General features: G+C 70.5%; 29 protein-coding genes. 11 read left to right on the top strand and 18 right to left on the bottom strand.

From position 1 onward, the window contains the following. Window positions 1-45 precede the first annotated feature (45 nt). Window positions 46-672 carry a TetR/AcrR family transcriptional regulator gene (locus M8542_RS27275; protein WP_247014495.1) on the top strand — a complete coding sequence of 209 codons (627 nt, stop codon included), beginning with the start codon at window positions 46-48 and terminating at the stop codon, window positions 670-672. A 56-nt stretch (window positions 673-728) separates the two neighbouring features. On the opposite strand, the gene M8542_RS27270 is transcribed toward M8542_RS27275, so the two are convergent. After that, entirely contained in the window at window positions 729-1,640 is a 912-nt protein-coding gene (locus M8542_RS27270) for an alpha/beta fold hydrolase (RefSeq protein WP_257923097.1), read from the bottom strand. After that, window positions 1,637-2,545, bottom strand: a complete 909-nt coding sequence (locus M8542_RS27265) for an AurF N-oxygenase family protein (RefSeq protein ID WP_257923096.1) — start codon at window positions 2,543-2,545, stop codon at window positions 1,637-1,639. The genes M8542_RS27270 and M8542_RS27265 overlap by 4 nt, the downstream gene beginning before the upstream one ends. A 55-nt stretch (window positions 2,546-2,600) precedes the next feature. Here M8542_RS27265 and M8542_RS27260 point away from each other — a divergent pair, with 55 nt between their 5' ends. Both M8542_RS27260 and M8542_RS27255 read left to right on the top strand, forming a co-directional pair. Continuing rightward, complete coding sequence (locus M8542_RS27260) at window positions 2,601-3,371, top strand: TetR/AcrR family transcriptional regulator (protein ID WP_257923095.1); 771 nt, start codon at window positions 2,601-2,603, stop codon at window positions 3,369-3,371. Next, complete coding sequence (locus tag M8542_RS27255) at window positions 3,368-3,685, top strand: DUF4873 domain-containing protein (protein ID WP_257923094.1); 318 nt, start codon at window positions 3,368-3,370, stop codon at window positions 3,683-3,685. The genes M8542_RS27260 and M8542_RS27255 overlap by 4 nt, the downstream gene beginning before the upstream one ends. Before the next feature lie 87 nt (window positions 3,686-3,772). Here M8542_RS27255 and M8542_RS27250 read toward each other — a convergent pair whose 3' ends face one another. From M8542_RS27250 to M8542_RS27240, 3 genes are all read right to left on the bottom strand, one after another. Continuing rightward, window positions 3,773-4,228, bottom strand: a complete 456-nt coding sequence (locus M8542_RS27250) for a pyridoxamine 5'-phosphate oxidase family protein (RefSeq protein ID WP_257923093.1) — start codon at window positions 4,226-4,228, stop codon at window positions 3,773-3,775. Window positions 4,229-4,414: 186 nt separating this feature from the next. Beyond that, window positions 4,415-4,645 (bottom strand): DUF3107 domain-containing protein, encoded by a 231-nt coding sequence (locus M8542_RS27245; RefSeq protein ID WP_043784361.1) that lies wholly within the window; start codon window positions 4,643-4,645, stop codon window positions 4,415-4,417. A gap of 119 nt (window positions 4,646-4,764) precedes the next feature. Next, window positions 4,765-5,418, bottom strand: coding sequence for a ferritin-like fold-containing protein (locus tag M8542_RS27240; RefSeq protein ID WP_257923092.1), 654 nt, complete (start codon window positions 5,416-5,418; stop codon window positions 4,765-4,767). A gap of 416 nt (window positions 5,419-5,834) precedes the next feature. Between M8542_RS27240 and M8542_RS27235 the strand changes: the two genes are divergently transcribed. After that, complete coding sequence (locus M8542_RS27235; protein WP_257923215.1) at window positions 5,835-7,424, top strand: DEAD/DEAH box helicase; 1,590 nt, start codon at window positions 5,835-5,837, stop codon at window positions 7,422-7,424. A gap of 25 nt (window positions 7,425-7,449) precedes the next feature. After that, entirely contained in the window at window positions 7,450-8,793 is a 1,344-nt protein-coding gene (locus M8542_RS27230; RefSeq protein ID WP_372508610.1) for an Rv3212 family protein, read from the top strand. A gap of 220 nt (window positions 8,794-9,013) precedes the next feature. Here M8542_RS27230 and M8542_RS27225 read toward each other — a convergent pair whose 3' ends face one another. The 7 genes from M8542_RS27225 to M8542_RS27195 all read right to left on the bottom strand — a co-directional run bounded on the left by M8542_RS27225 (window position 9,014) and on the right by M8542_RS27195 (window position 15,568). Beyond that, the gene (locus M8542_RS27225; RefSeq protein ID WP_257923091.1) at window positions 9,014-9,637 is read right to left on the bottom strand and encodes a hypothetical protein; all 624 of its coding nucleotides are present in this window, start codon (window positions 9,635-9,637) and stop codon (window positions 9,014-9,016) included. Between the two features lie 12 nt (window positions 9,638-9,649). Beyond that, a complete protein-coding gene (locus M8542_RS27220; protein WP_257923213.1) occupies window positions 9,650-10,501 on the bottom strand; it encodes a RecB family exonuclease in 852 nt (283 codons plus the stop codon). Window positions 10,502-10,582: 81 nt separating this feature from the next. Then, entirely contained in the window at window positions 10,583-13,042 is a 2,460-nt protein-coding gene (locus M8542_RS27215; RefSeq protein WP_257923090.1) for an alpha-L-rhamnosidase-related protein, read from the bottom strand. 124 nt (window positions 13,043-13,166) lie between these two features. Further along, window positions 13,167-13,796 (bottom strand): MarC family protein, encoded by a 630-nt coding sequence (locus M8542_RS27210; protein WP_257923089.1) that lies wholly within the window; start codon window positions 13,794-13,796, stop codon window positions 13,167-13,169. A 1-nt stretch (window position 13,797) separates the two neighbouring features. Then, on the bottom strand, window positions 13,798-14,661 hold the full coding sequence (locus M8542_RS27205; protein ID WP_372508609.1) for a PHP domain-containing protein: 864 nt from the start codon (window positions 14,659-14,661) through the stop codon (window positions 13,798-13,800). Between the two features lie 47 nt (window positions 14,662-14,708). Further along, complete coding sequence (locus tag M8542_RS27200) at window positions 14,709-15,269, bottom strand: PH domain-containing protein (RefSeq protein WP_257923087.1); 561 nt, start codon at window positions 15,267-15,269, stop codon at window positions 14,709-14,711. Between the two features lie 23 nt (window positions 15,270-15,292). Continuing rightward, complete coding sequence (locus tag M8542_RS27195) at window positions 15,293-15,568, bottom strand: hypothetical protein (RefSeq protein WP_257923223.1); 276 nt, start codon at window positions 15,566-15,568, stop codon at window positions 15,293-15,295. Window positions 15,569-15,648: 80 nt separating this feature from the next. Here M8542_RS27195 and M8542_RS27190 point away from each other — a divergent pair, with 80 nt between their 5' ends. Next, complete coding sequence (locus M8542_RS27190; RefSeq protein ID WP_257923086.1) at window positions 15,649-16,062, top strand: NUDIX hydrolase; 414 nt, start codon at window positions 15,649-15,651, stop codon at window positions 16,060-16,062. 220 nt (window positions 16,063-16,282) lie between these two features. Here the strand turns inward: M8542_RS27190 and M8542_RS27185 are convergent, their stop codons facing one another. Then, window positions 16,283-17,374: a DUF2332 domain-containing protein gene (locus M8542_RS27185; protein ID WP_257923085.1), complete on the bottom strand. Its 1,092-nt coding sequence runs from the start codon at window positions 17,372-17,374 to the stop codon at window positions 16,283-16,285. A 7-nt stretch (window positions 17,375-17,381) separates the two neighbouring features. After that, the gene (locus M8542_RS27180) at window positions 17,382-17,885 is read right to left on the bottom strand and encodes a MaoC family dehydratase (RefSeq protein ID WP_013223004.1); all 504 of its coding nucleotides are present in this window, start codon (window positions 17,883-17,885) and stop codon (window positions 17,382-17,384) included. 308 nt (window positions 17,886-18,193) lie between these two features. On the opposite strand from M8542_RS27180, the gene corA reads away from it, so the two are divergent. The 3 genes from corA (at window position 18,194) to M8542_RS27165 (ending at window position 20,937) form a co-directional block, all read left to right on the top strand. Beyond that, window positions 18,194-19,279 (top strand): magnesium/cobalt transporter CorA, encoded by a 1,086-nt coding sequence (gene corA, locus M8542_RS27175; RefSeq protein WP_257923084.1) that lies wholly within the window; start codon window positions 18,194-18,196, stop codon window positions 19,277-19,279. Window positions 19,280-19,450: 171 nt separating this feature from the next. Beyond that, the gene (locus tag M8542_RS27170) at window positions 19,451-20,101 is read left to right on the top strand and encodes a metallophosphoesterase family protein (RefSeq protein WP_257923083.1); all 651 of its coding nucleotides are present in this window, start codon (window positions 19,451-19,453) and stop codon (window positions 20,099-20,101) included. After that, window positions 20,098-20,937, top strand: coding sequence for a chromosome partitioning protein ParB (locus tag M8542_RS27165; protein ID WP_257923082.1), 840 nt, complete (start codon window positions 20,098-20,100; stop codon window positions 20,935-20,937). The genes M8542_RS27170 and M8542_RS27165 overlap by 4 nt, the downstream gene beginning before the upstream one ends. Here the strand turns inward: M8542_RS27165 and M8542_RS27160 are convergent. The 4 genes from M8542_RS27160 to M8542_RS27145 all read right to left on the bottom strand — a co-directional run bounded on the left by M8542_RS27160 (window position 20,934) and on the right by M8542_RS27145 (window position 24,513). Beyond that, window positions 20,934-21,722 carry a hypothetical protein gene (locus tag M8542_RS27160; RefSeq protein ID WP_257923081.1) on the bottom strand — a complete coding sequence of 263 codons (789 nt, stop codon included), beginning with the start codon at window positions 21,720-21,722 and terminating at the stop codon, window positions 20,934-20,936. The genes M8542_RS27165 and M8542_RS27160 overlap by 4 nt on opposite strands. A gap of 2 nt (window positions 21,723-21,724) precedes the next feature. Continuing rightward, a complete protein-coding gene (locus M8542_RS27155) occupies window positions 21,725-22,465 on the bottom strand; it encodes a hypothetical protein (RefSeq protein ID WP_257923080.1) in 741 nt (246 codons plus the stop codon). Beyond that, window positions 22,465-22,947: a SigE family RNA polymerase sigma factor gene (locus tag M8542_RS27150; RefSeq protein ID WP_257923079.1), complete on the bottom strand. Its 483-nt coding sequence runs from the start codon at window positions 22,945-22,947 to the stop codon at window positions 22,465-22,467. The genes M8542_RS27155 and M8542_RS27150 overlap by 1 nt, the downstream gene beginning before the upstream one ends. Window positions 22,948-23,013: 66 nt before the next feature. Beyond that, the gene (locus M8542_RS27145) at window positions 23,014-24,513 is read right to left on the bottom strand and encodes an MFS transporter (RefSeq protein WP_257923078.1); all 1,500 of its coding nucleotides are present in this window, start codon (window positions 24,511-24,513) and stop codon (window positions 23,014-23,016) included. Window positions 24,514-24,632: 119 nt separating this feature from the next. Between M8542_RS27145 and M8542_RS27140 the strand changes: the two genes are divergently transcribed. Both M8542_RS27140 and M8542_RS27135 read left to right on the top strand, forming a co-directional pair. Continuing rightward, entirely contained in the window at window positions 24,633-25,298 is a 666-nt protein-coding gene (locus tag M8542_RS27140) for a TetR/AcrR family transcriptional regulator (protein WP_257923077.1), read from the top strand. An 83-nt stretch (window positions 25,299-25,381) separates the two neighbouring features. Further along, the gene (locus M8542_RS27135) at window positions 25,382-26,218 is read left to right on the top strand and encodes a helix-turn-helix domain-containing protein (RefSeq protein ID WP_257923076.1); all 837 of its coding nucleotides are present in this window, start codon (window positions 25,382-25,384) and stop codon (window positions 26,216-26,218) included. The last annotated feature ends 6 nt before the right edge of the window (window positions 26,219-26,224 follow it).

The raw sequence follows: 26,224 nt of genomic DNA, 5'->3' as shown, positions 1-26,224 counted from the left end.
GGTGGCGACCCCGCCCGTCGAAGGTGCGAAGACGGGAGGAAGTACATGACGGAGATGACGCGGCTGCAGCAACGCGGGGTGCGCCTGCCCCGGACCGAGCGCCGGGCCCAGCTCCTCGCCGCGGCGCAGCGGGTCTTCGCCGAGAACGGCTACCACGCCGCCGCGATGGACGAGATCGCCGAAGTGGCCGGTGTCAGCAAGCCGGTGCTCTACCAGCACTTCCCCGGCAAGCTCGACCTGTACATCGCGCTGCTGGAGAGCCACGTCGACGAGCTGGTCAAGCGCGTGCAGACGGCACTGGACTCGACGACGGAGAACCGCCAGCGCGTCCCGGCGACGGTCGGCGCGTTCTTCGACTTCGTCAGCGAGGACGCGGGCGCGTTCCGGATGGTGTTCGAGTCCGACCTGCGCGGCGAGCCGGCGGTCCAGGAAGCGGTCGACCGGGCGACGTCGGCGAGCGTGGACGCGATCACCGAGACGATCACGGCGGACGCGGGCCTCGACGAGGACAAGGCGCGGCTGCTGGCGGTCGGCCTGGTCGGGATGAGCCAGGTCAGCGCCCGGTTCTGGCTGCAGCACCACCAGTCGATGAGTCAGGAGGAAGCAGTGGCTTTGACGGCCAACCTGGCCTGGCGCGGCATCGGCGGCGGCTTCCCCCTCAAGGACTCCTGACACTCACTGCCAAAAGCGGCACTTTCACGTGAAAGTGCCGCTTTTGGCAGTGGCTGTCAGTTCGCGGCGGCTGTCCGGACCAGCGCCGAGATGCGGCGGGCGACCTCGAAGGGGCGTTCCTGCGGGAGCATGTGACCCGCGCCCGGGAAGCGGATGAACTCGGCGTGCGGGAGTTCGTCCGCGATCACCTTCGCGTGCGCCAGGGGGCAGAGCCGGTCGCGTTCTCCCGCCAAGACCACCGACGGGACGTCGCACAGCGCGCCCAGACCGCCGACGCCGCGGTGCGACGCGATGGCGTCCAGGAACATCCCCGCGCTCGCCGGGTGCGCGCACAGCAGCTGCTCGACGACGCTGTCCACCTGCGCGCGTCCCGGCCGGACGCCGAAGACGAGCCGCCGGGCGCCCGAGCGGACCATCCCCGGCCGCAGCCGCAGGGTGTCCGACCGCAGCCGGGCGAGCAGCCGGGCCACCCGCGGCTCGAAGCGCGTGACGCCCCGGCCGACCAGGCCCGGGAACCCGAGCGTCAGCTTGTCCATGTCCCCCGACGACGTCGCGACGAACGCCGCGCCCGCCAAGCGCGAAGCGACCAGCTCGGGATGCCGTTCGGCCAGCACCATCAGCGTCATGCCGCCCATCGAGTGCCCGGCGAGCACGAGCGGTCCTTGCGGGACGCGCGAAGCGATCAGCTCGGCGAGGTCGTCGGCCAGCCGCGCGATCGTGGCGCCGCCGGGCCGGGCGTGCGCCGAACCGCCGTGCCCACGCAGGTCGTAGCGCAGCACGCGCACACCCGGGTCGAGGTGCGGCAGCACGAAGTCCCACGTCCGGTGGTCCTGCGTCCACCCGTGGACGAGCACCAGCGTCACGGCGGAGTCGGCGGGCCCCGACTCGCAGATGTGCAGCGCGGCGCCGTCGCTCGCGACGAACCGGTGCTCGGCGGCCGGGTCCCGCAGCCGCGCGGCGGTGGTCACCGGCCCGCCGGGAGCAGGAACGACTTGCGCCAGAAGTACTTCCCCGGCAGCCCGACCAGGCCGGACTCCTGCAGGAACGGCATGATCTTTTCCCCGGCCCACGCGATCGTCCCCTGCCAGTGCGGGTTGTTCAGCGCCGCTTCGACGCCGTCACGAGGCCGGATGCCGACCGCCTTGTAGACGTTCGGGTTGATGAACGCCCGCGTCACGAAGTACGAGATGAGCGCGATGATGAACTGCTGGTAGGCGATCTCGGCCTTCGACAGCTTCGCCATGCCGCGCGTGACCTCCTCGCGGGCGAAGGTGACGTGCCGGGCCTCTTCCAGGACGTGGATCCGGTTGACCATCCGGACCAGCGGCTGGACGCCGTCGTCGTTCATCTGCTCGCGCTGCAGCCGGTCGAGGACCTCCTCGGCGACCAGGATCGCGCCGTAGCGCGCCGGGCCGTAGGAGATCGTCGGCATCAGCTTCGCGAGCTTCCGCAGCCACGGCACCGGGCCGTAGGCGGGGCAGCCGATGCGCGACGCCATCCGCGCGAACATCGTCGAGTGCCGGCACTCGTCGGCGATCTCGGTGAGGGCGAACTGCGCGTGCGCCGACGTCGGGTCCTGCTCGTAGACCTCCTTGAGCAGCATCTGCATGAGCAGGATCTCGAACCACAGCCCGGTCGTCGCGACGCTCGCGACCTCGTGCTTGCCCAGCTCGATGCGCTGTTCGGGGGTCAGCTTGTCCCAGAGTTCGGTGCCGTAGAGCGAGGAGCGCTCGTCGAGGATGAAGCGCTTGCCCTCGACCAGGGGCGCCGTCCAGTCGATGTCGACGTCGGGGTCGTAGAACTTGTTCGCCGACGACTTCAGCAGGCGGTCCGCGGTCTTTTCGCGATCCGGTTCCTTCAGCGTTCGCGTCATTGCCGACACCCCTTCCGCAATGTGTAACTTGAGGTAACAGTTACCTGTGCGTAGCATGAGCCCCGTGATCGAACGTGTCAAGCGCTCCGGCAAGCAGTCCAGGTCTTCGTCCCGCGACGAGGAGGCGACCGGCGACGCCCGGCGCGACCGCTGGCGCAAGCACCGGATCGCGCGGCGCAAGGAGTTCGTCGAAGCCGCGCTGCGGGCGCTCGACACGCACGGCCCGGACCTCGGCATGGAGGACGTCGCCGCGGAGGCGGGCGTCACGAAGCCGGTGCTGTACCGGCACTTCGACGACAAGGCCGACCTCTACGTGGCCCTCGGCCAGCGCGGCACGGAGATCCTGTTCGAGCGGCTGATCCCGGCGATCAACGCCGAGCTCGCGCCGGTCCCGCGGATCCGGATGGCCCTCGACGCGTTCTTCACGGTGATCGAGGAGCACCCGAACCTCTACCGGCTGCTGGCGCACGGCCGGCCGGAGAAGCCGGTGTCGTCCGACGTCGTGGCCGAGGACAAGGAGCTGATCGCGACGGCGCTGACCGCGCTGCTCGGCGACTACATGCGGATGTTCAACATGGACTCCGGCGCGGCCGAGCCGTGGGCGCACGGGATCGTCGGCATGGTCCAGAACACCGGTGAGTGGTGGCTGGACCGCCGGTCCATGGGCCGCGACGCGGTGGTGGAGTACCTGACGCAGATCATCTGGGCGGCGATCGACGGCCTGTCCCGCCAGAACGGCGTGGTCATCGACCCGAACCTGCCCCTGGAAGCCAACAAGGTGGTCCAGCTGGGCCGCGCTTCGGAGTCGTTGGAGGAGAGTTCATGAGCGAGCACGACGAAGACGGCTACAGCGGGCCGGCCACCCTGGTGGTCGACGGGGTGTCCGTCACGACGACGGTGGAGCTGCGCGGCTACTTCCAGCCGATCGACGGCTACTACCGCTGGTACGGCCGGGTCGCGGTGAACGAGGAGCTGACCCGGCTGGCCGGCGGCAAGAAGAAGCCGGTCACGATCGAAACCGGCACGCACACGGCGACCGGCGAGCTGTCCGACCCGGACCCGTGGGGCCGCTACCGCGTCATGGGCACGAGCACCCCGCCGTTCCACGTGCCGACGACGCTCGAAGAGCTCAACGCCTGAAAGCCGTGAAGGCCCCCTCGCCGGAGGGAGCCTTCACGGACTTCGGAACCGGCCCGGCCACCCCGCGCGGTGGCCGCACCGGCCGGCTCAGGGTTGGCGCGGGCCGGGCAGCTCGCGGCCCGGCAGCCAGCCGTTCGGGATGTCCGTGGCCCGCCACTTGCGGACGCTCAGCCGGACCGGGGTGACCGGCGCTTCGAGGAACGGCGCCGCCTCCGGCACCTTCGCCACGAGCAGGGAGCGCACCAGCGGGTCGTCCTCGGCCGGGACGACCTCCGCGAGGGCCTGGGCCTGCAGGAACGGCTGCATCGGCGAGCCGGTCGACACGACCACCGACACGACCGGGTTCTCCCGGATCGCGGCCAGCGTCCGGCCCCGGTCTTCGAGGACGAGGTTCAGCGTGAACGGCCCGGTCTCGGCGAAGTACACGCCGCCGACCCAGGGGCCGTCGCTGCCCGAGGTCGCGAGGAACATCGACTTGTGCGCGGAAAGGGTGTTCCGCACGAGATCCGCCACGTCGCTCGCCATCGGCTCGACAGTGGTCATGCTGGTTGCTCCTGAGGGGTCGTGGCGTCCGGGTCCGGTGACACCGGATCGCCCGCCGAAGTTAGGCGGCGGATTCGCGACACTCCAAGCAACACTCACCGATCCGGTGAAAGCGGCCGCCCACCAGGGCGACAAGCACGAAGGCCACCCCGGGCGGCACCCGGGGTGGCCTTCGCGGGCTACGAGTCAGTCGCCGACGCCGAAGCCGACCTTGCGGACGTCGGACGGGGCGATCTCGACGTACGCGATGCGGTCGGAGGGGACGATGTACTTGCGCCCCTTCTCGTCGTTGATGCGGAAGAGCCCGTCACCGGCCGTCAGGGCCTCGGCGACCAGCTTCTCCACCTCATCGGGAGACTGGCCACTGGACACCACCAGCTCGCGCGGGGTGTCCTTGATGCCGATCTTGACCTCCACGTGGGACCTCCGCTGGAAATTCGTAAGGGATGTGCTCGGCAAGGCTAACCGAACGGGCTCGTTCCGGTGGCGCATGTCCGCGCTCGACCGCGTCGTCACTTCCGGGTACTCCATCGGGATCAGCCCAGGCCGAGCGCCTGCATGCGTTTTGTGTGCCCTTGTTGCAACCTTCGGAACAGCGCCGCGATTCCGGAAAGGTCGCCCGAACCGCCGATGATGAGCTCGGCCAGCCCGTCGCGTTCGGCGACGACGTACTGGGCCTGGGTGAGCGCCTCGCCCAGCAGGCGGCGCCCCCACAGCGCGAGCTTGTCGCGGGTCTTGGGGTCGGCTTCGATGCCGGCCGCGACTTCGCGCTCGGCGAACGCGGAGTGCCCGGTGTCCGCGAGCACGGTGAGCACGAGGTCCTTGGTCTCCGGGTCGAGCCAGCTGGCGATCTCGCGGTAGAGGTCGGCGGCCAGCCCGTCGCCGACGTAGGCCTTGACCAGCGACTCCAGCCACGACTTGGGCGGCGTCGAGGCGTGCCAGGCGTCCACCTGGGCCACGAACGGCGTCATCGCGTCTTCGATCTTGACGTCGTGGGCGGCCAGGTGTTCGGCGAGCAGGCCGTAGTGACCGATCTCCGCGGCCGCCATCTGCGCCAGCGCGGCCCGCCCGGCCAGTGTCGGGGCGCTTCGCGCGTCTTCGGCCATCCGGTCGAACGCGGAAAGTTCGAGGTAGGCGATCACACCCAGAAGGTCGACTAGGCCTTCTGAGATCTCTTTCGGCTCGGTCACCCGGGCAGGGTATCGCCGAAGCACCCGGGCGTGTCGGGACGAGACCGATCCCACTGGTTCCGACACGCCGGGTACTGTTGAAAAACTGCTGACCAGGTACACTGCGTTTGACACAGAGCTTCCGTACGTCATACCGACGTCGGGAAACAGGCAGGTCACGTTGGCTTGCCGACGTACTGCAATGTGCGTGCACGCCTCTTCCGGCATTCCCGGGACGGACCGGTTCCGCGCTCCAGATCAGCGCCAGGGACCAGGGTTTACTCCCGGTCGAGTGTCGAGCGGACCCACGGCTGTGCGCGCTGGTCACGAGAGAGGCGATCACCCTGACCGCAGAAATTCCCACAACCGAACAGACCCCCGCCGTCGCGCTGGAGCACAGCGAGACCGGCCCGGCCGCGCTCGACACCTCGCACCCGCTGCAGGCGGGCGTCGAGGTCGAGCCCGAGGCCCCGACCTTCGCGTCCTTCGGCGTCAAGCCGGAGATCGTCAAGGCCCTCGGCGAGGCCGGCATCGAGCGGACCTTCGCGATCCAGGCGCTCACGCTGCCGCTCGCGATGGCCGGCGACGACCTCATCGGCCAGGCCCGCACCGGCATGGGCAAGACGCTGGGCTTCGGCGTCCCGCTGCTGCACCGCGTCCAGGTCCCGGGCGACGGCACCCCGCAGGTGCTGGTCGTGGTCCCGACCCGCGAGCTGTGCATCCAGGTCGCGAACGACCTCAAGGGCGCCGGCAAGCACCTCGGCATCCGCACCCTGGCCATCTACGGCGGCCGCCCGTACGAGCCGCAGATCGAGGCGCTGCGCAAGGGCGTCGACGTCGTGATCGGCACCCCGGGCCGCCTGCTCGACCTGGCCGAGCAGCAGCACCTGGTCCTCGGCAAGGTCCGCGGGCTCGTCCTCGACGAGGCCGACGAGATGCTCGACCTGGGCTTCCTGCCCGACATCGAGCGCATCCTGCGGATGGTGCCGGACGAGCGCCAGACCATGCTGTTCTCGGCCACCATGCCCGGCCCGATCATCACGCTGGCCCGCACGTTCCTGAACCAGCCGACGCACATCCGCGCCGAGGAGAACGACGCGAGCGCGATCCACGAGCGGACCACCCAGTTCGTCTACCGGGCGCACTCGATGGACAAGCCCGAGGTCATCGCCCGGATCCTGCAGGCCGAGGGCCGCGGGCTCACGATGATCTTCAGCCGCACCAAGCGCACCGCGCAGAAGGTCGCCGACGACCTGGTCGAGCGCGGCTTCGCGGCCGCGGCCGTGCACGGTGACCTGGGCCAGGGCGCCCGCGAGCAGGCGCTGCGCGCGTTCCGCTCGGGCAAGGTCGACGTGCTGGTCGCGACCGACGTCGCCGCCCGCGGCATCGACATCGACGACGTCACCCACGTCATCAACTACCAGTGCCCGGACGACGAGAAGACCTACGTCCACCGGATCGGCCGCACCGGCCGCGCCGGGCGCACCGGCGTCGCGGTCACGCTCGTCGACTGGGACGAAGAGCCGCGCTGGAAGCTGATCTCGGACACCCTGGGCCTGGACAAGCCGGAGCCGGTCGAGACGTACTCGTCGTCGAAGCACCTGTTCGAGGACCTGGGCATCCCGGAGGGCACCACCGGCAGGCTGCCGCTGGCCAAGCGCACCCGCGCGGGCCTGGGCGCCGAGGTGGAAGAGGACCTGGGCGGCAAGAAGCGCGGCCGTCGTCGTGACGAGCCCGCTTCGGAAGACGCGCCGCGCAAGCGCAACCGGGCCCCGCGCAAGCGGACCCGCGGCGGTGCGCGGGCGGCCGAGGCCGTCGAGGCGGCGGACAACGCCGCTGCGTCCTCTTCGGAGGACGCTCCCGCCGAAGGCCGCACCCGGACGCGTCGCCGCACCCGCGGCACCGCGCCGGAAACAACCGGTCCCGTGGCCGAGAAGGAAGCCGGCGAGAACGCCGAGCGGCCGGCTCGGCGACGCCGCCGTCGCCGTCCCGCGGCGACTTCTGATACACCTGCGTCGGCAGACTGAGGCCTACGCACCGGGGGTCGGGTAAGTGAGCGAAGACGAGAAGGCGCCCGAAAGCGCGCCTGAAGTGGTCACGCCCGCGGAAGATCCGGCCCCCGACTACGGCTCCGAAGACGTCCTCGAGGACGTTCCGCCCGCTTCGCCCGCTCCGCGTGTCAAGGCACGGCGGTCGCCGTGGAACCGCGGGCGTGACCGGGTGCTCGCCGCGGTGATCGCGGTGGTCGTCGTGGCGGTGGCGCTGGTGGTGAGCGTGACCAGCGACAGCGCGGCGACCGACCGGACCGAAGCCGAGCCGCCGGCCCCGTTGCCCGCGGCGCCGGGGGCGGTGCCGGGTTCCCTGGCGGAGATCTGGAGCGCGTCGAGCGGCGCGACGCCGGTCCCGGTGGTGGCGGGCGACGCGGTGGCGACGGCGGACGGCGGCGAGGTCGCCGGCCGTGATCCGCTGACCGGGCTGATCCGCTGGCACTACACGCGTGACCTGCCGCTGTGCACGATGAACGAGACGTGGGGGCGGCTGAACGCCGTCTACTCGAAGACGTCGGGGTGCAGCGAAGTCACGCAGCTGGACCCGGGCACGGGCCGGATCACGGCGCAGCGCAACGGCAACGCGGAGCTGGGCACGCGCCTGGTGACCGACGGCTCCCACGTGACGGCGACGGGCAAGAAGCTCCTCACGACCTGGCGCGACGACCTGGTGCAGAGCGCCGAGTACGGCCAGGTCCCGGCGCTGGTCAACGCGGGCAAGCAGCCGCGCACGGGCTGCACGTACGGCACCGTGGCGGCGGCGTCGGGCAAGGTGGGTGTGATCGAGCGCTGCCCGGGCGACCCGGCGGACCGCCTGACGGTCTACAAGGCGGCGCCCGAGAAGGACGACGAGCCATCGGTGTCGTTCAGCAGCGTACTGGCGGGCAAGCGAGCCCGGGTGATCGCGATGTCGGGCGAGCTGACGGCGGTGGTCCTCCCGGACCAGAAGCTGTTGGTGATCTTCAACGGCGACGGTTCCCAGCGCGCGGCGTACCCACTGGACGTCCCACCATCGGACCTGGCGGCGGACCCTGCCGGCGGCGTCGAGGCGACGACGCAGACGCCGTCGAACGTGTACTGGTTCAGCGGGTCGAAGATGCTGGCGCTGTCGCGCGACGACCTTTCGCCTCGTTGGACGTTGAGCAGCGCTTCGGGGCCGGGGATTTTGTTCGCGTCGCAGCTGGTGGTCCCGATCAAGGGCGGCTTGGCGGTGCTGAACGAGAACGACGGCTCGACGATTCGGACGGTTGGGGTCGATCGGCGCGGGTACGCGGGGGCGGTGCGTCTGGGTGCGGCCGGTCCGGTGCTGCTCGAGGAGCGCGGCAACACGCTGACGGCGCTGAAGTAGCCGACGTTCGTGTGCCCGGAGGGGGCATCACGCGTGTCTGGCGAGGCATCACGTGTGATTGGAGGGGCATCACGCGTGATTGGAAGGGCATCACGCGTGATTGGAAGGGCATCGCGCGTGGTTGAGGCCGGGACTTGCGTGATTGGGGCCGAGACTCGCGTGATTGAGGCCGGGACTCGTGATCGGGGCCGGGACTCGCGTGGTTGGGGGCGGGACTCGGTCAGGTGAGCCAGAAGATCGTGAGCGCGGAGGCGGTGAACAGCACCACCGCGAATCCGGCTCCGGCGGCGGCAACGCCGGTCCGCCGGTCGGCGACTCGTTGCGCGACCAAGGCCAGCACCGCGGCGATCGGGTGACCGATCAGCAGAGCCGCACCGGGCCCCGGAGCACCGGTGTACAGGCAGATCCCCGCCACGACGAGCACCCCGAGCGCCAAGACCACGAGACCGGCGGCCAGCGAGCCGGTGAACCCACGCCACCAACGCCCCGGAGCCTTCGCGGGCGCGACTGGCTCATCCGTTGAGCCATCGGCCTCGATCAGCTCAGGCTCAACCCGCTCCTGCGGCTCGGTCAGCGCCTCGGCCTCTCCGGCCGGCTCCCGCCACGCTTCCACCTCACCAGCGGCACCCTCTGCCCCGCCAGCCGGCTCCTGGCGGACGGGCCGGGCTTCCGGCGCGCCAGCGGCACCCACGGCCTTGCCAGCCGGCTCTCGCTGAGCGGGCGGTGGCGTGGAGCGCTCCCGGCGGGCAGGCGGGGCTCCGGCCGCACCAGCGGCGTCCTCCGCTTCCGGGGCGCCGGCGGGCAACGGCACCGTTGCCAGTTCGTCGGTGTCCGGTGAAGGCACTTTTCCTCCCTGTCAGGGCGCCAGCAGGTCCCATGGCTGCGCCGCCGGGGCTGCTTCCTGGCCCGCCGCGCAGCTCGGCCTGAAGTCGCACCAGGCGCAGCGGCGGTCCGGGCGGGCCGGGAACAGCACGTCGGCGTCGCCGCCCGCGTCCAGGGTATCCGTGGCCAGCCTCAGGTCTCCGGCGGTCTCTTCGGCGCGTTGGAGCTGCCGTTGCAGGCTCTCCGGTGTGTGCTCCGCCGCCGCGATCGTGCCGGTCGGGACGTGGTGCAGCTCGACAGTCGTGCACGGCATCCGCAGCGTCCGCGCCGCCGCCACCGCGTACAACGCCAGCGCTTGCGACGCCCGCGCCTCGTACTCGTCCGGCGGCCGCCGCCCCGTTTTGTAGTCGACGATGACGAGCGAGCCGTCGCGGGCGTCGATCCGGTCGGCGCGGCCCTCGATGATCATCGACGGCTTCTCCCCCGGCGTCGCGCTCACCGGCGCCGACACCCACCGCTCGAGCCCGACCGGGTCGTGCGTGACGTCGTTGTCCTCGACGTACTCCGCCACCCAGCCCTTCGCCCGCGCCCGGTACCGCGCCGCCTGCTCCTCGGTCTCGAAGCCCGCGTCCTTCCAGAACTCGGCCACCAGCGCCACCGCCCGCTGCGGCACCCGCTTGAGCACCGGCAAGTCGAACAACGCCCGCAACGCGTTGTGCACCACCGCGCCCAGCGTGCTGTGCGCCCACGGCCCGGTGCGCTGCGGTGTCGGCCTCGTCAGGTACGACAGCCGGTACCGGCGCGGGCAGTCGTCGAAGGTCGCCAGCCGCGCCGGCGAGACCTTCGTGAGCCGCACCGGTTGCGCGACGCCGAAGTCGAACCCCATCTGCTCCTTCACAGCTGCCACGCTACGCACCACCACCGACACTTTCCGCGCGGGGCGAGCCCGCCCCGCGCGGAAACCGGCCTACCGCACCACCAGCACCGTGTGCGTGCCGCCGCCAACAGAAAGAGAACCCGCCCGGATCGGCCGCCCGTCAAGGAGCACCAGGCGACCACCAGGGACCACCAGCGAACCCGAAGTCCCGCGAGGCGCCGTGACCGTCAGCGAGAACACCGAACCGTGCTGGCTCCACGAAGCCGACAACGCGCCCTTCGGCGTCGGCACCGCTCCGCGCGCCCACGCGACCGACCCGGGATGCGGCGAAACCGTCCACGTCGCGAAGCCCGGCGAAGTCGGCGAGACGCCCAGCAACTCGTTCGTCAGCGCCGGAACCACCCCGGTCGACCAGCCGTGCGCCGCCGACGTGTAGCCCTGCTCGTAGTGCGAACCGCCCTCGCCGATGCCCTCCCACGCCGTGATGCCCGGGTCGTGCGAAGCCATCCAGCCGTACATCCGCTTGATCTGGTCGATCGCCGAGTCCGGTTGCCCGCTCCGGAACCGCGCCTGCAGCTCCGGGAACGACGTGAACGCGTACACGCGCTTCGTGCCATCGGAAACCAGAGTGTCGTTGTCCATGAACGGGTTCCCGTACGGCAACGCGCCCGCCGCCAGCCGCGCCAGTGCCGACGTGGCCTGCGAAGGCGACGCGATCCCGGCCAGGATCGCCTGGCTGTTGCCGTCCTGCCCGTGCCGCACCGCGCCCGTCCCGGAGTCGAGGTACGCCCCCGCCGCCGGGTCCCACAAGTAGGCGTTCACAGCCGACGCCACACCCGAAGCCCGTGCGAGCCACCGATCGGCGTCCGCCGGGTGCCCGGTCGCCCGCGCCAGCCCGGCCGCGCCCTGAAGTGCCCGGACGTACAACGCGTTGTAGTACGTCACCTCGCCCGTACGCGGCAGGAACGCGTAATCGCCGTAGCCCCCGGTGCCGTTGAGCCCCTTCGCGAGCAACCCGCGCGAATCGGTGACCGACGGGTACCACGAGTCGAGCGTCTTCACGAGGTGCGAGTAGTACGAAGCCGCGTACGCGGTGTCGCCCGTGTAAAGCACGTAGTCCCAGCTCGACGTCACCCACCATAGCGGATAGTCGAACAGCGGCAGCGTGTAGTTGTTGATCGACGCGGGCGGGATCCACCCGTCGGCCCGCTGGTGGTCGGCCAGATCGGCGAGCACGTTGCGCGCCGCCGTGCCGTCCTGGTGCGTCAGGTACTCGGTCAGCCCGGACACGGCGACGTCGCCGACGTACGGGTCTCGGTCGCGCTTCGCGCCGTCGTGCAGCACCAGCTTCCCTTCCAGCGACGGCGAAAACGCCCCGCGTGGGTCCACATCGGACGCGCGGAAGGTGTCCAGGCCCAGCTCGTTGGTGTAGGAAGCCGCGTACCAGTAGCGGTTCAGCGCGTCGTCGGACGACTCGAACCAGCCGCGGTAGGTGTCCGGCGTGCCGAGGAACGGCGTGAAGTCGAGCGAGACCCCGCTGATCCGCACCTCACCGGACGGCTGCGTGAGCGGCGCGTCCGACGCGAGCGCGTCGAGGCTGATCCGCAGGTAGCGGAAGCCACGCAGGCCGTCCGCGCACACCTGCGTACCGGAGGCGCAGCCCTTCGTGTCCCGCCAGACGGTCGGTGTCGCGGGCACGGCGATCTGGTCGCTGCCCGGCCCGCCGGAGAAGTCCGAGCGCGAGAAGTCCGAACGTTCGCCCAGGTACTGCTGGGTTTCCGAGGTCGACACCCGGATGCCCGGGTGGTTCGCCGACGCGCCCGCGAAGGAGATCTTCGGGTAGCCGGCGACGACCTTGCCGAAGTCCACCACCGCGACCGGCACCGGCGGGTCGGCGACCAGCCCCGGCCAGACCTCGGTGACCCGGCTGAACTCGCCGGACGGCGTGTTCTGGTCCTTCGTCACGGTGATCCGGACCTGCGCGGTGGTCACCGGGCGGTCGAACGCGACCGCGCGCTGCACGGCGGTGTTGCCGCTCACCGTGGCCGCGACGCGCCACGCGCCGCCGTCCAGGACCTCGACCGTGAAGTCCTGCGGCACACCGTCCACACTGGACAGAACGGTGACGCCGGGCAGCGCGACCGGCGCGGCCGACGTAATCGTCAGGACGTCCGGGTAGGCGCCGATCGTGTCGTCGTTCCAGAACGTGTCGAGATTGCCGTCGACGGCGTTGCCGGGGTCGTAGGTCCGCGGCTGGCCGTTGCCGCCGTTGTTCGGCGCGTGGAACGACGACGCGGCCGCCGTCGTCCCCGCGGGCCAGGCCGGCTTCGGCGGCGGGGCCTGCCGCTTGAACGTCGCGACACCCCGGCCGAGCAGGCCGGCCGGGTTCGTGACATCGCCGCTGGTGGACAGCACCTTCACCGGCCGCACGTCCCGCGAAGAAGGCGCGACGACGTACTTCTGCCAGCCCGGCGCGGCGTCGGCGGGCGCCGCGACCACGCCACTCGCCACCAGGACCGTCACCGGCAGGAAAACTCTGAGCCACTTCATCGAGGCCTCCGACACGATTGAATCGTTTCAAGCGCTGGGCTGGGATTCAATCTGCGGGAGACGTGCCAACGATGTCAACGAACGCGGGAGTTCCTGTCCGGCAGGACAACCCGAAAGGCGGACCTCAGCTGCCGCCGGCGATGAAGCCGCGCACGGAGTTCGCGACCAGCTCCACGGCGATGGCCGCGAGCAGCAGGCCGGCCACCTTGGCCAGCAGCGTGATGCCGCTTTCCTTGATCAGCCGGATGACGACGCCGGAGTAGCGCATGCAGATGTAGATGACGAAGTGCGTCATGACGATCGCCAGCGCCAGCGCGATGTACGCGCCGATGTGCCCGTCGGCCTGGCGGACGAACACGATGGTCGCGGCGATCGCGCCGGGCCCGGCCAGCAGCGGCGTGCCGAGCGGGACGAGGGCGACGTTGACGTCCTCGGCGGCCGCCTCGGGTTCGTGGCCGCTGCCGGTGAGCAGCTGCAGCGCGATGAGCAGGAGCAGCAGGCCGCCGGCGCCCTGCAGGGCCGGGATGCCGATCCCGAGGTAGGCGAGGATCGCCTGGCCCGCGACCGCGAACAGGCTGATGACCAGCAGCGACACCAGGACGGCCTGCCGCGCGGCGCGCGCCCGGGTCGCCACCGGCTTGCGGCCGACGAGGCTGAGGAACACCGGCACCGTGCCGGGTGGGTCCATGATGACGACCAGGGTGATCGTCGCGCTCATGAAGAGCTTCGCGTCGAAGAAGTCGGCGATGGCCATCTCAGCCCTTCACGACCTGGAACCCCGTCGCCCGCGAAACGAGCTCCTCGAGCTGCCCGGGATCGGTGGTGCACTCGCCGAGCGCGATCGTCTTGTTCGTGCCGTGGTAGTCGCTGGACCCGGTGTGGAGCAGGCCGAGCTCGCCGGCCAGCGCACGGGTGCGGGCCCGCGTCGGCGCGTCGTGGTTGGGGTGGTCGGCCTCGACGCCGGTGAGCCCGCGGGCGGCCAGCCCGGCGAGGGTGTCCTCGCTGATGGTGGCGCCGCGGCTGAACGCGAAGGGGTGCGCGATGACCGTGACGCCGCCGGCCGCGGCGATCATGTCGATGGCTTCCTCGACCGGCGTGTCGCGGCGGGCGACGTAGTAGCCGCGACGAGGGCTCAGGTAGTCGGCGAAGGCCTCGTCGACGGACTTGACCAGGCCGGCCCGGACCAGCGCCTGCGCCAGGTGCGGGCGGCCGGGCGGGGAGTCCTCGGGCAGCAGGCCGAAGATCTCGTCGGCGTCGACCGGCAGGCCGTCGGCGGCCATCCGCTCGGCCATCCGGCGCAGCCGCGTGCGGCGCTCGACGCGCAGCCGGGTCTGCTCGGTGACCACGGGCTCGGCCGTCGGGTCGAAGAGGTAGGCCAGCAGGTGGACGCTGATCTGGCGGCCGGTCTCGGGGTCGGTCGACACCGTCGAGAGCTCGGCGCCGGGCACGAGGGTCAGGCCGGGCGGGATGGCCTCGGTCGCGGGCCCCCAGCCGGCGGTGGTGTCGTGGTCGGTGATCGCGACGACGTCGAGCCCGGCTCTCGCGGCCGCGGCGACGAGCCCGGCCGGCGTGTCGGTGCCGTCGGAAGCGGTGGAATGGGCGTGCAGGTCGATGCGCATCGGGTCCATTGTCGACGATGCGCTGGGTCACACGCCCGGCGGGGACGTCAGCCGACCGGCTTCTTTCCGCGGGCTGCCCGCTGGGCCTTGATCATCGAGAAGCGTTCGGCCTGCTTCTGCTTGTCACCGAAGACCAGCTCCGAGATCGTGTCGTAGAACTCTTCGGGCCGCGGGAGGTAGTCGATCCGGTTCAGCGCCTGGATCTGACCGGCGGACTCCACGACCATCGTGCCGTAGCCCATCATGCGGCCGGTGGCGGTGCGCACGTAGCTGAGGTCGGTGACCTTGCTGATCGGCATCATCAGCACCTTGGTCGTGAACACGCCGGTGGTCATCACGAAGCGCTTGTCGGTGACCACGAGGCGCTCGACCCACCACTCCATGACCACGTACGCGAACCGCAGGACGACGAGCAGCGCCACGTACCAGAGGATGTTCTGGCCGATGTACAGCGCCGGCGGCAGCAGGTAGGACACCAGGACGCAGATGGCCAGGAGCGCGGCCGCCTCGAAGGTGTCCCAGAGCAGCACCGCCCAGTGGCGGCGGATCCGGATGACCCGCCGCTCGGTGTCGAGGAGGTACTCGTCGGGGTCGCGTGGCGCGAACATGGGTCCAGGTTAGCCCCGATCGGTCAGCTGAAGACGTTACTGACGAAGGTGATCACCGATTCGGCCGAGCTGCGCAGGAAGTCGATGATGTTGCCGACGAGGCCCGCGGCCTGCCCCGGCTGCGCAATGACGAAGAACAGCACCAACGCGATACCGGCGAGGCCCGCAATCTTCTTCACGTTCACCGCGATCAAATCCCGTCTCTTACGGTGACACCGGACAAGAGCAAATCCTGACTTTTTACGTTGTACCGCACTGAACAGGCGCACGGGAGGGAAGTCCCGCGCTTGGGTCAGCACGACGTCCGAAGTGTACCGTACGGCTACTCTCCGTGTACAGGACATCCGTTTTCAAGTCCCGGACGTCTACCGTTGGGGACATGAACGCCCCGACCGGCACCACGATCCGCTGCGTAGGCGGCATCACGTACGACGACCTCGGCCGTTTGCTCCTCATCCGGCGGGCGAACGACCCCGGTTCGGGGCAGTGGTCCCTGCCAGGTGGCCGAGTCGAACCGGGTGAAACGGACGAACAGGCCGTCATTCGGGAGATGCTGGAGGAAACGGGTCTCCACGTGATTCCGGGCACAGTGGTCGGCTCGGTGGTCCGCGGGCCGTACGAAATCCACGACTACGCCTGCTCGGTGACGGGCGGAGTACTCACGGCGGGTGACGACGCGACGGACGCGCGTTGGTCCGATGCGGCAGACCTTTCCGGCCTCGAGGCGGCGGGGGAGCTGGTGGATCTCCTGTATGTGACGCTCCGCGACTGGAACGCGCTCCCCCGCGCCTGACTACAGCGGCAACCAGGTCATCCGCTGCGATTTCGGCCTTCGCGCCATGGCACAGGCTTCCGCGAAAGGCCCGTTCAACGTCCTGACGGGTCGTTCGCGACATCTGGCCCGCGGTGGCCCGGCCCGGCGCGACGAACGCCCCTTCACGACCTGCGCACGCCGGTTGCCGAGCCGACGGGACTCGCCCATACCGAGGCCGGCTTGTGAACAAGCCGCCTGACTACAGCGGCAACCAGGTCATCCGCTGCCCGTGCGGCGCCGTCCGGGCCAGCGCGTGGGCCTCCGGCTTCCCGTCCTCCCACCGGACGACACCCAGCGTGGCCAGCCCGTCCCCGGCCAGATCGGACCGGCCGGGCAGCACAGTCTCGAGCCCGGCCCCGTAGAACTCCTCGGAAACCCACCACACCGGCCGGGACTCCGCCAGCGCGGCCAGCTCCGAAACGAACGAAGCACGCCGATCAGGCGAGAAGTACGCCAGGACGTGGCTGGTCACCACCACCAACGGCCCGTCCAACGACGCCGCCGCGTCGGGGAGGTCGGCAACCCCGTCCCCGGTGATCAGCCGGGGCCGGTGCTTGGCCTGCTCCGCCGCCGCGGTCCGGAGCAGCCGGATCCGGTCCGGCTGGTCGGCCCAGACGCACGCCTCCAGCCAGGCCAGCTCGTCCTCGTCCGAAAGGTCCACCGGCGCCCGGTCGAGCCCGGCCCGGTCGAGCACGGCCAGCTTCTTCGGCAGCTTCGGCGCCACCGCGCCGGGCGCCAGGTCCAGCGCGCAGTGCAGCCCGACCGGGGTCTTCGCCGGGCCCGCCGTCAGCTGCTCGCCGCCGTCGCACTGGTAGCGGTAGCCGAAGCGGTCCAGCCCCAGCAGGAGCCCGGCGCTGCAGCCGACCTCCAACAGCGAAACCTTCCCGCCGGCTTCTCGGGCCGCCCGCGCGACGCCCGGGTACAGCAGCGCCGCCCGGCGGACCTCGTTCGTCTGCGTGTAGCGCGACGAAATCAGCGCCCGGGCTTTCTCGGCCCGCTCCAGCAGGAACGACCGGAACAGCGGCCACGTCTCGGAGTCGACGCCGTCGAAGCCGCCCAAGGACGGGTAGTACCGCGAGAGCGGGTGGATCGGGTCCGCCTGCACGAGCCGGTGCGCGGTCGCCATCAGCAGCGTCGCCCGCACCTCGCCGTCGCGGGCCACCGACAGCAGCCCCGCCACGTCGTCGTCCGAAGCGGCCTGCAGGGCTAGGTGCTCGTACAGCGGCGATACGCCGCGGGCCTCGACTTCCGCGAACTTGCGGAGGATGCCCTTGATCGCGTCCAGGTCCATCAGAGCCTCACTCGTGCGGCACCGGCCGGCCCGGCTGCTCCCCGCCCCGAGTTTCCCCGTAGGAGCGCTTGGGCACCATCACCTTCCGCCGGAAGGTGCACACGATCAGGCCGTCCTGCTTGTACCCGCGCGTCTCGACGTACACGACACCGCGGTCGTCCTTGGACTTCGACGGCGTCTTGTCCAGCACCTCGGTCTCGCCGTAGATCGTGTCGCCGTGGAACGTCGGCTTCACGTGCTTGAGCGACTCGACCTCGAGGTTCGCGATGGCCTTGCCGGAGACGTCGGGCACGGACATCCCGAGCAGCAGCGAGTAGACGTAGTTCCCGACCACGACGTTCTTGCCGAAGTCGGTGGTCTCCTCGGCGTAGTGCGCGTCCAGGTGCAGCGGGTGGTGGTTCATGGTGATCAGGCAGAACAGGTGGTCGTCGTATTCGGTGACCGTTTTGCCCGGCCAGTGCTTGTAGACCGCACCGACCTCGAACTCCTCGTAGTACCGGCCGAACTGCACTCGTCTCTCCTTGCCGCGTAACGACGCGTGAGGCTGGTACGACACGCATCCGTAGTGAGGAGTACCCTCGACCATTGGTTCTCGCGCGTCAACGCGAGCCGTACCACTCTGTACCCGGCCCGAAGGAGGTGAGGAACCCCGATGAGTAGTGGCGATAGTCCGCTCCCTAGTAGTCCCAGCGTTCCCACCTCACGGGTCGTCTCCAGGTAGGCCGTTCACTCCCCGGGAACGCTGGTGTCGCCGGGCGGACACACTCCGCCCCTGGTCAGTCGTCTCGCACGACCAACGCACGACGCCCAGGAGATCCCATGCCTGCCATTCCCTCGCTCGGCGGCCTTCGCGGCCGCGGCAACAGCCGGGCCAAGGGCGTGCCCGTTCGCGTTCCGGTGCCGCTGTCCGCGTACGTCGTCGACTGCGCGGTGTACGTCGGCGGCAAGCGCCTGCCCGGCCGCTGGTCCCACGTCGAGGCGATCAAAGAGGTCCGCAAGCGCCACGAGGGGTTCGTTTGGATCGGGCTGCACGAGCCCGACTCCGAGCAGATCCAGGGCATCGCGGAGACCTTCGGCCTGCACGAGCTGGCGGTCGAGGACGCGCTGGAGGCGCACCAGCGGCCGAAGCTGGAGCGCTACGACGACACGCTCTTCCTGGTGGTCAAGACCGTCCGGTACGTCGAACACGAGTCACCCACAACGGCGAACGAGATCGTCGAGACCGGTGAACTGATGGTGTTCCTCGGCCGGGACTTCGTGATCACCGTCCGCCACGGGAACCACTCCGGCCTGGCGCGGCTGCGCCGCGAGCTCGACGACGACCCGGAGCGGCTGCAGCTCGGCCCGTCCGCGGTCGTGCACGCCATCGCCGACCACGTCGTCGACCACTACCTCGACGTCACGGGCCGGATCGAGAGCGACATCGACGTGATGGAGGCGCAGGTCTTCGCGCCTCGCTCGCAGATCAGCGCCGAGCAGATCTACCTGATGAAGCGGGAGGTCCTCGAGCTGCGCCGCGCGGTGATGCCGCTGGCCACGCCGATCCAGCGGCTGGCCGAGGGCTACACGCGGCTGGTGCCCGACGACGTCCGCTCGTACTTCCGCGACGTCGCCGACCACCTCACGACCGTGTCCGAGCGGGTGGCGGCGTTCGACGAGCTGCTGTCCACCCTGGTCGACGCGACCGTCGCGAAGATCTCCCTGCAGCAGAACACCGACATGCGCAAGATCACGTCGTGGGCGGCGATCATCACCGTGCCGACGATGATCGCGGGCATCTACGGGATGAACTTCGACTACCTGCCCGAGCTGCACTGGAAGTTCGGGTACCCGCTGGTGATCACGGTCATCCTCGGCATCTGCCTGTTGCTGTACCGAATATTCCGGAAGAACGGCTGGCTCTAAGTCCCCTCTTCCCCATCGGAGTGTTCGCCATGTCCCGGATGCTGTCCAACCTCAAGTTCTGGGCGCTCGCGCTCAGCGTGCTGTGGATCGTCATCATCACTTCCGTCATCGTCGCCGACCCCGGGTTCGCGCACGGCATGAAGTAGTGCCGCGGCGTCGTACCCTGGGTGCGTGCCGAAAGCGCTGGTCGTCTCCGACGAGGTCGAAGAGCGGTTGTGGACCGACGCGGTCCGCGCCGTCCCCGTCGACCTCGTCATCGGCGCCGGCGACCTGCCGTACGACTACCTCGCGTTCCTGGCCAGCGCGCTCGACGCGCCGTGCGTGTTCGTGCCCGGCAACCACGACCCGGACCTGAGCGGCTACACGCGTTACGGCGGGCTGTCCATGAAGGACGGTTTCCCGACGGTCTGGCCGGGCCCGGCCGGCGGGGTCAACGCCGACGGCCGCGTCGTCGACGTCGCCGGGCTGCGGTTCGCCGGGCTCGGCGGCTCGATCCGCTACAACGACGGGCCGAACCAGTGGACACAGCGCCAGCAGGCCCGCCGCGCCCGCGGCCTGGTGCGGCGCGCGAAGTGGCGCCGGCGTCGGGACGGCCACGACGTCGACGTCCTGCTGACGCACTCGCCGCCACTGGACCTCGGCGACCGGGCGGACCCGCCGCACCGCGGGTTCGCGTGCCTGCACCGGACGATCGACGTGCTGCGCCCGAAGTGGCTGCTGCACGGGCACATCCACCCCCACGGCGAACCCGTGCCGGACCGGGTCGTCGGCGAAACCCGGATCCGCAACGTGGTGGGCCACCGGATCATGGAGTTCTCATGAAAGAGACGGGGTTCCCCCGCGCCGACGCGGAGAACGACTTCCTCCGCGCGCGCCGGGGCCAGGTGCTCTCGCGGCTGTCGACGTGGCTGCGCCGCGAGCCCGACGACGTCAACATCATGCTGCCGTTCCACGAGGTGGTGGAGGCGCTCGGCTACCTCGGCGAGCACCGGATCGGGCTGCGGGTGATCAAGCTGGAGTCGATCGCCGGCACCGTGGACCGCAGCCGCGACTTCGACCGCCGCTTCCGCCCGACGTCCGGCCGGGTCCGCGAACGCTGGGAGCGCCTGGCACTGGCGGCCCGCCGCGGCGAGGTGATCCCGCCGATCGAGGTGTACCGCGTCGGGGAGCTGCACTTCATCATCGACGGCCACCACCGGGTTTCGGTGGCCATCGCCCAAGGACTGTCCACAATAGAGGCCGCGGTGACGGAGGTCCGGACCAAGCTGAACCCGGCCGGCATCCGGCACCGGGGCGACCTGATCGTCAAGGACTACCGGCGGTTGTTCCTGGAGCGCGTGCCGCTGACCGGCCACGCGCGCGCGTCGGTGATCGTGTCGGACCCGTGGGACTACGCGAAGCTGGGCGAGCACGTGGAGGCGTGGGGCTTCCGGCTGATGCAGGACGAAGGCAAGTTCTGCGACCGCGCGAGCATCGCGCAGCGCTGGTTCGACGAGGAGTTCGGCCCGGTGGTGGGCATGCTGCGGCAGGCGGGCCTGGTCGGCGACCGGACGGACGCCGAGGCGTACATGTGGGTGGCGGCGGAGCGGTACCGGCTGATCCGGACGCACCGCTGGGACGACGACGTCATCGAAGCGCTGCGGGCCAAGGGCCGTTAGAGCCCCAGTACGTACCAGGTGTCGCCGAACTGGAGCCACATCCGGTCGCCGCGGCTCACCCGGCGGCCGGTCCAGCCGCCGGGGGCCACCAGGGGACGCGGGTCGTCGGCCACCACCTCGTCGTCGCGCAAGCGCGCGGTCCGGGTCGAGAACTCGCCGCCGTGGTGGAGCAGGAACAGCGCGTCCGCGCCGCTGACGGCCACCCCGAGCACCGAACGCACCGGCGACGCCCGGACCGACCGAAGGCCGTCGGCGCCGACCTCCACCAACGGCACTTCCGGGTACGGGACCGCCCACGTCCGGCGCTCGCCGACGTTGAGCGCGTAGCAGTCCATCCAGTAGAGCCCCGGGTCGTGCCGGACGCGCCAGGCCGGTTCGCCCGCGGCGGTCCAGCGGATCAGCCCCGGGTGGCTGCGGAGCCCGCCGTCGAGGATCGAAGCCTCGTCGAAGTAGCTGATCCAGATCTCGCCGGTGGGCCCGGTGACCACCTCCTCGATCCCGTCGCCGGCGTGGAACGCGGTCACGACCTGCCCGGCGCCGTCGAGGATCCGGCCGTTGCGCGGTGCTTCGGCCCCCGGCCGGATGCGGCACCGGCTGTTCGCCAGGACGAACCCGTCGCCGGACGCGTCGATCATCGGGTGCCGGCCGGGCTCGGCGACGCGGCCGCACGACGTGCCGTCCACCAGCAAGCCGCCGTCGGCGTACAGCGCGATGACCCGGCCGAAAGCGTCCACAGTGGACGCGACGACCTCCCCCGCCGGCACGGTCCCCCACGCTTCCAGCATCGTCAGAGCCCCAACCCCGGTGTCAACGCCAGCTCCCGCACCTGCGCCAAAGTCAACGTCGGCTCGGGACGCTGCTTCGGCAGCACCACCCCCGACTGCTCCAGCACCCCGCTGCTGGTCGACCAGAACTGCACGAGCGAGTTCGGCGCCGCCAGCGCCACGCGGTTCTTCACCGCGTCGCCCGCGCGCAGCGTCGACAACCACAGCCCGCCCTGCGGCGTCTGCTCCGAACGGCAGGAGATCTGGTCCACTTCACCGCACGGCGGGCCACCCGAGTTCACCGGCAGGATCAGCACGTACACCGACCCCGAACCCGCCGCGTCCGTCACCCGCACACCCATGTGGAAGATCGCCTCCCGCGGCTCGGCGCCCACCTCGTCCGCGATCAGGTGGTACGGGTCCGACGGCGGGGTCTCTCCCGGGATCGTCAAGCGCGAAACCGCGGCGTCCGCGGGCAACAGCCCGCGCACCGCGTTGCCCACCAGGCAGCTCAGCCGGTCGACCAGCGCCGAACGCGTGTCCGTCGCCGTGGGGCACGGCCGCGCCGCCACCGGGTTGCGGCCCGGCAGGACCACCACCGCCAGGCCCAGCGCCAGCACCACCACGAACAGCGCCACCGCGCCGGTGAGCAGGTGCTGCCGCCGCGACCGGCGCGCTGACGCCAGGACGCCGGAAGTCGTGAGGCCCAGCGGCGGTTCGCCCTCGGTCACGTACGCCGTCAAGGCGGCTCGGACGTCCTCCATCACCGCTCCCCGCTCATCGAAAAGCGCAGGGCTTCGACCCCGCGGGCCGTTTGGGACTTGACCGTGCCCTCGGCCACGCCGAGCAGCGAAGCGACCTCCGCCACCGGGAGGTCTTCGAGGAACCGCAGCACCACCATCGCGCGCTGACGCGGCGTCAGCCCGGCCAACGCGCGTTCGACGTCGAGCCGCGCCGGCGTGTCGCGGCCGGGTGGTGACTCCTGGTCGGGTGGAGAGGCCGTCACGTACTCGCGGACCGAGACACGCCGCCTGGCGAGGAACAGGTTCAGCAGGATCCGGCGGGCGTAGGCGTCCACCGTGTCCGGCCGGACGCGCCGCCAGCGCCGGTACAGCTGCACGAACATGGCCTGGACCAGGTCCTCCGCCGCGTGCCAGTCACCGCTGAAGGCGAACGCCACGCGGCGGAACCGCTGTACCCGCGCGGCGAAGTACTCGCTGAAATCGAGGTCTCTCGACGCCCCCACTCCGGCCCCCTTCGCACGTTCTCAGTCTTACTAGTGCGCAGGGGGCCGGAAAGGTTCAAGCGAATCTCACATGTGCACGGCGCCGGGCGCGGCTTCGCCCTTCGGGACGCCCGACTGGAGCAGCAGGCCGCTGAGCACCGCGCCGGCCGCGAAGATCACGGCCGCCCAGGTGAACGCCGTCGTGTAGCTCTCGATCGCCGCCTCCGCCGCGAGCTGCGGGGTCGGGACCTTGTTCGCGAGGTACGCCGTCGCCGCGTTGCCGGCCAGCGTCGACAGCAGCGCCGTGCCGATCGAGCCGCCGACCTGCTGCATCGTGTTGACCGCGGCCGACGCGACCCCGGCGTCGTGCGCCTCGACGCCGAACGTCGCGACGCTCATCGCCGGCGCCATCGCCAGCCCGATGCCGAAGCCCATCACCAGCAGCGGGCCCAGCACGCCGGAGACGTACGTGCTCTCCAGGCCGATCCCGCTCAGCCAGAACAGGCCGACCGCCGCGATCGCCATGCCGGTCGGCACGAGCGGACGCGGGCCGAAGCGCGGCAGCAGCACGGCCGTCGCCGTCGTGGCGGCCAGCATCAGCGTCGCGACCATCGGCAGGAAGCCGACGCCGCTCTGGATCGGGGTGAACTTCAGGTTCTGCTGCACGTAGAACGTCAGGAACAGGAAGATCGCGAACATGCCGATGGCCAGCAGGAACATCGCCAGGTAGGAACCACCGCGGTTGCGGTCGAGCAGGACGCGCAGCGGGAGCAGCGGGTGCGACACGCGCTGCTGCAGCCACACGAACACGCCCAGCAGCACGACACCGCCCGCGAGGAAGCCCCACACCGACGCCGAAGACCACGAGTCGGATTCGGCGTTCGCGAAGCCGTAGACCAGCGCGAACAGGCCGGCCGACGCGGTGATCGTGCCCGGCAGGTCGAGCTTCGGGCGCGGGCCGTCGTCCTTCTGGTTGCGCAGCAGGACCGAGCTGCCGACGAACGCGACCACGGCGAAGATGATGTTCACGAACATGCACCAGCGCCAGTCGAGGTACTCGGTGAGCACGCCGCCGAGCAGCAGCCCGACCGCCGCGCCGCCACCGCCGATGGCGCCGAAGACGCCGAACGCGCGGCCGCGCTCCTTCGGGTCGGTGAACGTCGTGGTGAGCAGCGAGAGCGTCGCGGGAGCGAGCAGCGCGCCGAACACGCCCTGTGCCGCCCGGGCGATCAGCAGCATCTCGATGTTGGTCGCGAAGCCGCCGAGGGCGGACACCGCGGCGAAGCCGGCCAGGCCGACGAGCAGCGTGTTCTTGCGGCCGAACAGGTCGGCCAGGCGGCCGCCGAGCAGCAGCAGGCTGCCGAACGCGAGCGCGTACGCGGTGACGACCCACTGGCGCGCGTCGTTGGAAAAGCCCAGGTCGACCTGCGCCGACGGCAGCGCGATGTTCACGACGGTCGCGTCCAGCACGACCATCAGCTGGGCGATGCCGATCATCACCAGGATCAGCCACCGGCGGCTGTGGTGGGGGTTCTCGACGGCGCGCGCGTCCCCCGGCGGCGCGACGGCGAGAGTGGATTCGGACATGGGTGTCCCCTCACTGGGAGTGATCAGGAAGCTATGTGGAGTAGGTGTCTCCCCTTACGCGACCCAAGGTACACACAAACCGGAGAAGGTGCCTCTACTTGATTGCTAGACTGGGACGCATGACACGGGACCCCGGTCCCGCCGCACCGGCGCGGCCGTTGCGGCGCGACGCCGAACTCAACCGCCGCCGCATCCTGGCCTCCGCTCGTGAGGTCTTCGGCCGACGCGGCCTGGAAGCCACGCTCGACGACATCGCCCACCACGCCGGCCTCGGCGTCGGCACGGTCTACCGCCGCTTCCCCAGCAAGGAACACCTGGTCGAAGCCATGTTCGCCGAGCGGATGGCGGAGATCGGCGACCTCGCCGAGGAAGCGCTGAAGGCCGAAGACGCCTGGCAGGCGTTCGTCGACTTCACCTGGAAGTCGATCGAGCTTCATTCGGGCGACCGCGGCCTGCGCGAGATCATGCTGTCGAACAAGTTCGGCCACGAGCACGTCGCCGAGGCGAAAGCCCGCATGGTGCCGTTGATCACACAGCTCGTCGAACGCGCCAAGGCGGCGGGCGGCCTGCGCGCCGACTTCTCCCCGACCGACATCCCGCTGCTGCACATGATGGTCGGCTCGGCGATCGAGTTCACGTCGGCGGTGGAGCCGGACCTGTGGCGCCGCTGCCTCGCGATGCTCCTCGACGGGCTGCGGGCGAAGCCCGGGAAGCCGTCGGAGCTGCCCCACGCGCCGCTCGAGGTCAGCGAAGTCGACGAAGCGATGTCCTGCTGGCGCCCCTGATGGGGTGATCGGCGCGGGATCCCGGCGCCGCCCTCCCGCCCGGACACTGCACCCCGCGCGATCATGGCGACGGGGAGGTGCGGGTGGCGTACTACAGCGTTCCGGCGATCAGGCGGCTGCAGCTCGGGAGGGAGCTGAAGGCCTGGCGGGAGAAGGCCGGCCTGACGTTGGAGCAGGCCGGGGGTGACCTGGACCTGTCGAAGAGCACGCTCTCGCGGATGGAGAAGGGGCAGGGAGCCATCCATCCGCTGCACGCCCGGGCGATGGCCGAGTTGTACCGGCTGTCCGAGGACGATCTGGAGCGGGTGGTCGAGATCGCGCGCGAGGCGCGGCGGCCCAACCAGAACCGGATCGAGGGGGTGTCGGTCAACAGCTATCCGGCGCTGGAGGCGGAGGCGGTTTCGGTCCGCAACTTCGAGGTCGCGACGGTGCCCGGCCTGTTGCAGACCGAGGACTACGCCGCCGCCTTCTTCGCCGAGAGCGGCACCCGCGAACGCAACCGGAACCTCAACGTGCGCATGCACCGCGCGAAGCGGCTTCACAGCGAAGAGCCGCTCCAGCTGCACACCATCATCGACGAGGTGGCCCTCCGCCGCCGGATCGCCAAACCGAGCGCCCTCGTGGCGCAGATGCTGCACATTGTCGAGCTCTCCGAGCTCGACAATGTGCAGGTGCAAGTGCTTTCGGCCGGAATCGGGGTGCACCCGGGCCTTCGGGGTGCGTTTTCGGTGCTGAGGTTCCCCGAGGACACCATCAGCGACCTGGGTTACGTGGACCACGCGGGTGGTCACCTGCAGCTGGTGAAGCAGACTCAGGTCGCCGAGCTCATCCGCCAGTTCCGCAAGCTCGGTAAGATGGCCCTCGGCGAAACCCAGTCGAGAGACCTGGTTTTCGGGCTGGCGAACGAAATGAGCGCTTGAGGTGAG

Origin of the sequence: Amycolatopsis iheyensis (assembly GCF_024703995.1) — a bacterium.
GTDB classification, from domain to species: Bacteria; Actinomycetota; Actinomycetes; order Mycobacteriales; family Pseudonocardiaceae; genus Amycolatopsis; species Amycolatopsis iheyensis.
The sequence above is the reverse complement of the archived record's forward strand: the minus strand, read 5'-3'. Positions and strand labels throughout refer to the sequence as shown.